Origin of the sequence: Wolbachia endosymbiont of Drosophila barbarae (genome assembly GCF_044752445.1) — a bacterium.
In the GTDB taxonomy this organism is placed as follows: domain Bacteria; phylum Pseudomonadota; class Alphaproteobacteria; order Rickettsiales; family Anaplasmataceae; genus Wolbachia; species Wolbachia pipientis.
Map to the genome: position 1 here is coordinate 1 of NZ_JBIXJM010000228.1, position 7,104 is coordinate 7,104.

At 36.5% G+C, this 7,104-nt stretch carries 4 protein-coding genes and 2 pseudogenes; 2 read left to right on the top strand and 4 right to left on the bottom strand.

All coding sequences use genetic code 11. The features are described from left to right. Positions 1-334: 334 nt before the first annotated feature. Both ACIPNH_RS05215 and ACIPNH_RS05220 read right to left on the bottom strand, forming a co-directional pair. A complete protein-coding gene (locus ACIPNH_RS05215) occupies positions 335-553 on the bottom strand; it encodes a transposase (RefSeq protein WP_065095234.1) in 219 nt (72 codons plus the stop codon). A gap of 22 nt (positions 554-575) precedes the next feature. Next, positions 576-1,408 (bottom strand): annotated as a pseudogene (locus ACIPNH_RS05220) (IS982 family transposase). An 85-nt stretch (positions 1,409-1,493) separates the two neighbouring features. Between ACIPNH_RS05220 and ACIPNH_RS05225 the strand changes: the two are divergent. After that, positions 1,494-1,814, top strand: a pseudogene (locus ACIPNH_RS05225) (transposase); the annotation flags it as partial. 395 nt (positions 1,815-2,209) lie between these two features. Continuing rightward, the gene (gene uvrB / locus ACIPNH_RS05230) at positions 2,210-4,117 is read left to right on the top strand and encodes an excinuclease ABC subunit UvrB (protein WP_264723971.1); all 1,908 of its coding nucleotides are present in this window, start codon (positions 2,210-2,212) and stop codon (positions 4,115-4,117) included. A gap of 212 nt (positions 4,118-4,329) precedes the next feature. Here the strand turns inward: uvrB and ACIPNH_RS05235 are convergent, their stop codons facing one another. Further along, a complete protein-coding gene (locus ACIPNH_RS05235; protein ID WP_400772095.1) occupies positions 4,330-6,645 on the bottom strand; it encodes a hypothetical protein in 2,316 nt (771 codons plus the stop codon). Between the two features lie 37 nt (positions 6,646-6,682). Next, on the bottom strand, positions 6,683-6,877 hold the full coding sequence (locus tag ACIPNH_RS05240; RefSeq protein WP_400771908.1) for a hypothetical protein: 195 nt from the start codon (positions 6,875-6,877) through the stop codon (positions 6,683-6,685). Between the last annotated feature and the right edge of the window lie 227 nt (positions 6,878-7,104).

Genomic DNA, 7,104 nt, shown 5'->3' on the forward strand with positions numbered 1-7,104 from the left:
TATAGCTAAAGTGACTTAGGTTCTCTAATTGCACATAAGTCAACAATAATTTTCACACAAATCAAAACAGCATATCTTCTCCATAATCCTTGGTAATTTTACATAAGTTAAAAGTAGCATATGGTTCTCTCCACGGTCTGAGATGACAATAAATTTGTTAAGCCGCATTATACTTGTTAGGCGGAAGTGGACGGCAACATGTTTACCACGAAGTCTAACTAAGTTCTTGCTTGTCCCTTCCATCGGCATTGCTATCTTTATTTTCAATAAAATTATTGTCCTATGCTCTTTTGATGTTTATTGATAATAAAATTCTGTTTTATCAACCAACATCCTATGCATAATTACAGCTAATTTTCTTGCTACTGCTACAATTGCTTTTTTCATTCCTTTTTTCTTCGCAACCCCAGTTTTTTAATTTAAATGTCCTCTTGGTAACTGTAAGCATTGTTTGTGCAGCTTCATATAACATACTTCTACATTCCGCTGGTCCCATCTTTGATATGCTGCCATGCCGATCAACTTCTCCAGAAGAATATTGCCTTGGTGTCAACCCTATATACCCCAGTTGCGGATTAGCCAACGAAGTAAAGCTTAGAAATGCAGCGGCTGCATGGAATATGAAACAAGCGTAGAAAAAATGTGTACCAAAAAATTTATCGGTGATCTGTGGCGAGTATGCTCAATCTCAAATTTGTTTTTCAGAGAGCCAAAAACTGTCTCAATAATCGATCTTTTTCTTAACAAAATCTTCTCATTTAGCGCCATTAATGAGTTTTTCATACCCTTTTTTATACTGGTTACAAGCTTTAACCCTCTATCGAATAATTCGTGAAAAAGATCTTTTTTGATATATCCTTTATCTCCAAACAATAATCCAGTCAATTTCTTAGTTAAATTTGGCACAGGTATCAACGTTGCCTTTTATCACCGTAACCCCTTGAATTTCGCCAGTTTCATTGATTACTAGATGTACCGAAAAACCACCCATAAGTAGTCTTTCCAATCTTTGCCAACCCTTTGAAAACTTTGTTTCTCGAGGTCCTTTTTGGATGGCAAACAGCGATAGATTATGTACGAAATCCCTGTCACTTTTGACTGTTCGCAAAACCATTGCATTAAGAGCGCTAAATACCATAAAACCCGCGATTTTAACCTGATAAACCTACTGTAGGATGGCAATTTTGGAAACGCTGATTCGTATAATAATTTCAAATAATGCACATAGAAAATTTTAAAATTGTCGCACTTGATATAGCAATATTATGGTAAAAATCTCTGAATGCGTAATCTCTGGCGTCCTGGTTGGTTTTTTACCACTTGGTAGAAGTTTTTCTGCAAAATTTTCATCGACTGTATTGCAAAAATCATCGACTATACAAAAGATTTCTGTTACTTTTTCTTTCATTGGTAACCTCCTATTTTAGGAATGAATATCAAATACCTCGGAGTTTACCCTATTTCCTTACCTTTTCTATTTTTTCTAATTTACAACTGGGGTTAGCAGTGCTGTGAGAATGGTTGAAAGCGCAAAAGAAAACCTCTCGGAAGTTAAAAATATACTGGTCGATGCAGGTTATACAGGAGAAAATTTTGCAACTCAAATAAAAACGATTATTGGAGCAACTGTAGAAGTAATAAAACGAAGTGAATTACATTCCTTTGCTGTATTGCCACAAAGATGGGTTGTAGAGCGATCTTTCGCTTGGTTAGAAAAATGCAGACGATTGTGGAAAAATTGCGAGCGAAAACTTAACACTAGCCTACAAATGGTCGTTCTTTCCTTCATTTCTCTTCTATTGAGAAGATTTTAAACAGGTTCTAAATCTTTATTTTAAAAATGTCATATTGACCACCGGTACCTGAAAATACTATTCCAATTGATCAGAGCTATCCATTTCCTTAATTTTTGTAACGTTGTCATAGGAGTACTATAACTTTAGTATCAACTATGTTTTATTGTTTTTGCATCTAAAAAAATTTAGCTTATTCAAGTAGCATTTTGCCTTTTTTTGGATGTAGGGATTTTTTAGGAATTGTCTTCTTGAATTCTATGGTATTTTGTTTAACATTGAAACAAGATTCCAGTGTCAGCTACTTGTATAACATTGTTGGTTAATGTTTTATGGCTTTACGATAGCTATACAACTTATCTTAAAAGCAATATAGTGTTTACTATACAATGAATCAAAGATAGTAAGTAAAGTCTATGGAATTTCAAATCGCTACACATTTTCAACCGGCTGGGGATCAACCACAGGCAATCGATAGCTTAATTGCAGGGCTAAATAGCAATAAAAGAGATCAGGTTTTGCTTGGAGTTACTGGTTCTGGGAAAACTTTTACTATGGCAAATGTTATTGCAAGGACAAACAGGCCTGCATTAATTATGGCACACAATAAAACTTTAGCAGCACAGCTTTATGAGGAAATGAAAGGATTGTTTCCCCATAATGCTGTTGAATACTTCATTTCTTATTATGATTATTATCAACCTGAAGCCTATTTACCACAAACTGATACTTATATCGAAAAAGATTCTGCAATTAACGAAAGAATTGAGATGCTGCGTTATTCCACCGTCTGCTCCCTTTTGGAGCGCAGGGATACGATCGTAGTTGCCAGTGTTTCCTGCATATACGGTCTTGGTTCGCCTGAGAGCTACCGCAGCATGATCATACCGCTTAGTGTTGGAAATAAAATTCGTATTAATGATTTCCTGAGCAACTTAACTGATCTTCAATACAAGCGCTCTGATGCCAGGTTTGAGAGAGGATATTTCAGAGTGCGCGGCGATATTGTTGATATATTTCCTTCCCATTATGAAAATAAAGCTTGGCGTTTATCGTTATTTGGCGATGAAATAGAAGAAATTTCTGAAGTTGATGCTATAACGGGGAATGTTACCAAAGGCGTAAATAAAATCACCATTTTTCCAAATAGCTATTACATAACCCCGCGTGAGGCTTTGTTGCAGGCAATTGAACTAGTCAAAAAAGAGCTGCATGAACGCTTGGATTATTACTACTCGCAAAACAAGATTGTTGAAGCAAAGCGCCTCGAGCAACGCACTAATTTTGATATCGAAATGATGAGAACAACAGGAATATGTAAAGGTATTGAAAATTATTCGCGTTATCTCTATGGAATGGAAGCTGGGGATCCACCACCTACTTTGTTTGAATATTTACCCAAAGACGTAATTTTATTTGTTGATGAGAGTCATGTCACCGTTCCTCAGGTTGGTGCGATGTACAGTGGTAATGAGGCGCGTAAAAAGAAATTGATTGACTATGGCTTCAGGCTCCCTTCCGCTTTTGATAATCGTCCATTAAAATTTGAAGAGTGGGAGGGAGTTAGGCCGCAGACTGTTTACATTTCAGCCACTCCAGGAAAGTATGAGTTGGCAAAGACCAATAATGTATTTATAGAGCAAGTTATCCGTCCAACAGGGCTTATAGACCCAATCTGCATTGTGAAACCAATAGAGAGTCAAATTGATGATGTAATTCACGAGGCACAAGTGACAATAGGGAAGGGATTTTGTGTTTTAATCACTACATTGACGAAAAAAATGGCTGAAAATTTAGCTGAATATATGAGTGAATTGAATATGAGAGTGAGTTATTTGCATTCTGATATTGCTGCGCTGGAGAGAATAGAAATTATATACAAATTAAGATCTAAAGAAATCGATGTTTTAGTAGGTGTTAACTTGCTGAGGGAAGGTCTTGATATTCCAGAGTGTGGGTTGGTTGCAATTTTGGATGCTGATAAAGAAGGATTTTTGCGATCGGAAACTTCATTAATTCAAACGATCGGTCGTGCTGCGCGTAATGCTGAAGGTAGAGTAATTTTGTATGCAGATAAAATCACTGGTTCTCTGGACCGTGCGTTAAAAGAGACCGAAAGAAGAAGAAAAAAACAAGAAGAACATAATATATTGCACAATATTATCCCAAAGACTATAATAAAACCTATATCAAACACCTTACAAGAGAGGGCAATAGCAGAACCGAAAGTAAATACTAATAAGGATGATTTGAGAAAGCAAATGTTAGCGCATGCTGAAAATTTAGAGTTTGAAGAAGCAGCAAGAATAAAAAAATTATTGTAAGGTTAAGTAATATATGATGCTATGGGCATAGCATGAAAGTGTAAATAATTTTATTGATATCTTTATATTAATACTTTTTAAACATTTAGTACCGTGCAATATCTGCAATGGATGAGAAAAACTAACACCAGTGCTTTCAGGGTCAGGGATTTTGGCTCCAACCCTAATAAAACACTTGGGTGGCTTAGGACGGTGGATTAGGTACAAACCGCTTATACAAAAATTTCTTCTTGCAAGAGTTTCTTGATCTTAGGAGAATCTATCTTAGAACTTAGAAGACAGTTATCACTAATTTTTTGATTACTAAAGAACTTGTGAAGTAAGCGTACTATCTCCTCAGGAGAACCTGATTGTACTTGCTCCTTCTCCTCAGGAGGAAGAACTGAGCACACTTGCTCTTTTGCTTCAGGAGAAGAAAGAAGTGAACACAGCCCCTCACTATCAACATAAAGTAAGTGTAGTAACTTCTCGTATCCAGGAGGAAAAAAGTTGGCGTCTAGCTTCTTCCTCATCTCAGGAGAAAGAACTTTGCGTAGTTCCTGCCTCTGGCTAGAGGTAAGAGATGCTTGCCTCTTTGGTCCACCTGGCACACCTCTATGCGTAGAAGAAGCCGGGTTTTTAAGTAGATTTTGAGCAGAATTTAATAATTCACTAAGCATATTTCCAAGTTTAACACCTATTGACAGGTTCTGCTGAGATGAATCACTAAACTCTTCAGTAAGCGGCGGTGACTGTCCCCGCTCAAGCGATCCTAAACCACTATCTTTAGAAATTTTAGAATTACGGTCCCCGGGCACATTTGGCTTGCTTACGGCATCTTGTGGCAAGGGTTCTGGAATACCACCATTCGTTTCAGAACGTAATACTCGTATTCTTGGTCTATTGCGAAATCCGCCATCATCTGGTTCAGTAACAGGAGAAGTCACTCCTGAGGGTGGATTATTTTTTGCTCTTCTTTCTGAGGCAGACCGTTTAGACAAAAGTGGTTTTTCAGTTACAGGAGTTTCAGGAGTACTTCGCGTTGTATCACGTCCTTCATCATGTCGCTTAAGGTTTACGCCATATTGCTTCTTAAAAGGTGAAGAGAGCAATTTTTTTATTTTTTGAACACCACCCCCATGTTTCTTCTCCGGAGATTTACTATCTTGTGACTTTGCTTCAGAACACTCATTACTACTTTTTCGATCACTTTCATCAGTAACTTGCTGTTTTTCAGGTTCCTTATTAGAAACCTCAGAATTTAAGAATGTTGAACTATCCCATGCTCTAAGAGAACAAGTGGATTGACTTGGATCTATTTCCCCCGGCACCAACTGAAACAGCCCCCCTTTTCCTTCCTCTCTTTCTGATCCTTGCCTGGAAGGCCTCTCTAACCCTTCACCACGACTTTGCTTGGGACACCCCCGTGTCGGTGATGGTTCAGCTAATAGCGTTCGAGGAAGCTCAGGGTCAATGGACAGTTCATGGTCTTTGTTGATTACAGAGCTTTCCATGATTTTATTCAGCACACAATAAGAAATGTCTTGATTAGCAAAATCTATTCCGTATATTCCTCTCCTGCCAAATACTGGTAGATGTTTTGGTGAAATACAATCTTCAACATTATTTAACACGGTCATACCAAATACTTTATTAATATCATCCGCTTGTTCCTTGCTTAAAATTTTATAATATATAATATTATCAATAATTTCCTTAGCAGCAGGTATAAGAACTGAATTTTCACCACTGCCTGTATAAGAAACATGAAGTACAGAATTAATTGGTATACCTACTTTACGAGACAAATCAATCACTGAAAACTTTAGATTCTCAACAGTTTCATCCTCAGCACTTGTAACCTCAAAATCACGACATTCCAAAGATGCTTTGTGTTTTACTATGTCCTTAATGAACTTAGCCTTATTAAAGATGCTCCCCTTTATATACACACAATTGTCCTTGACTTTCAAGAAACCATCAGTTCTTTTAGGACTATTTTTATAACCTTTTACTGTCGCTGAGAATGACTCTATAAAATACTCTTGTAACCTTTTATCATAGAAACGCATACAATATAGATAAGATTTCCTGTCAAAGCTTTCATCAGATGTATACCCTTCTACATGTTCTAAACCAAAATCTCTTCCCATAGCACCTGTGATGTCTCTCGCAAGCCCATTAGCTAGCAAACATTTTAGATTGAAAACTATACTTTGATCTATCGGCACTGAAAATCTATACTTTCCATTACTATCTACCAATTGGCTCCGATTGAAATTAAAAGGAAAAGATTTCATATCAAAAGATAAACTAGCAGTACTTTCATTTCCACAGAATGTTTCTACTATCCTTCCTTTCATATTGTTTAAATACTTCATGCATTGATCAGCATCCATACTTTTATCAAATGAGATAACAATACGATCTTCCTTCTTAAAAAAAGTTTGATCTGTGCTTTGTACGGTAAGATTAGTAATAGCAACCTCATTATGACAAAGAATAATGTTAAATGCTCTTACTAATTCTTGATTCATTATATTAGGCATAATATCCCTCCCTATTCAAATTACCATAAATTTACTGTTACTTACCACTTCTGCCACTACCTTGACCACTAGATTGATTTTGCTTCCTTCTCTCCTCCTCACGCTTAATTCTCTCTGTAAAGTTATCAACTCTCCTTGGATCTATAGCATCCGCTCTAATTCTTCCTCCTCCTGGTGCATTATTATCGCCATATTTTCGTTTTTCATAACCTGAACCTTTATTACTATCCATATTATCCCCCAGTAAAAACATTATGTAATCAACATACTAAAAATAAAATTAAGTGCAAGCACTTTTTTATATTTTTTTTCAAAAAATTTTATTCACTCTTTTTCATAAAATTCAGTTTTCTAGATTCCAGCGTCACGCGCTGGAATGACACCTGTATTTCTCTTTGCCATCAATCCCTACTCTTTAATGTCATACCAGTACCTCTTTTTCTTGTCATCCCAGTGCCC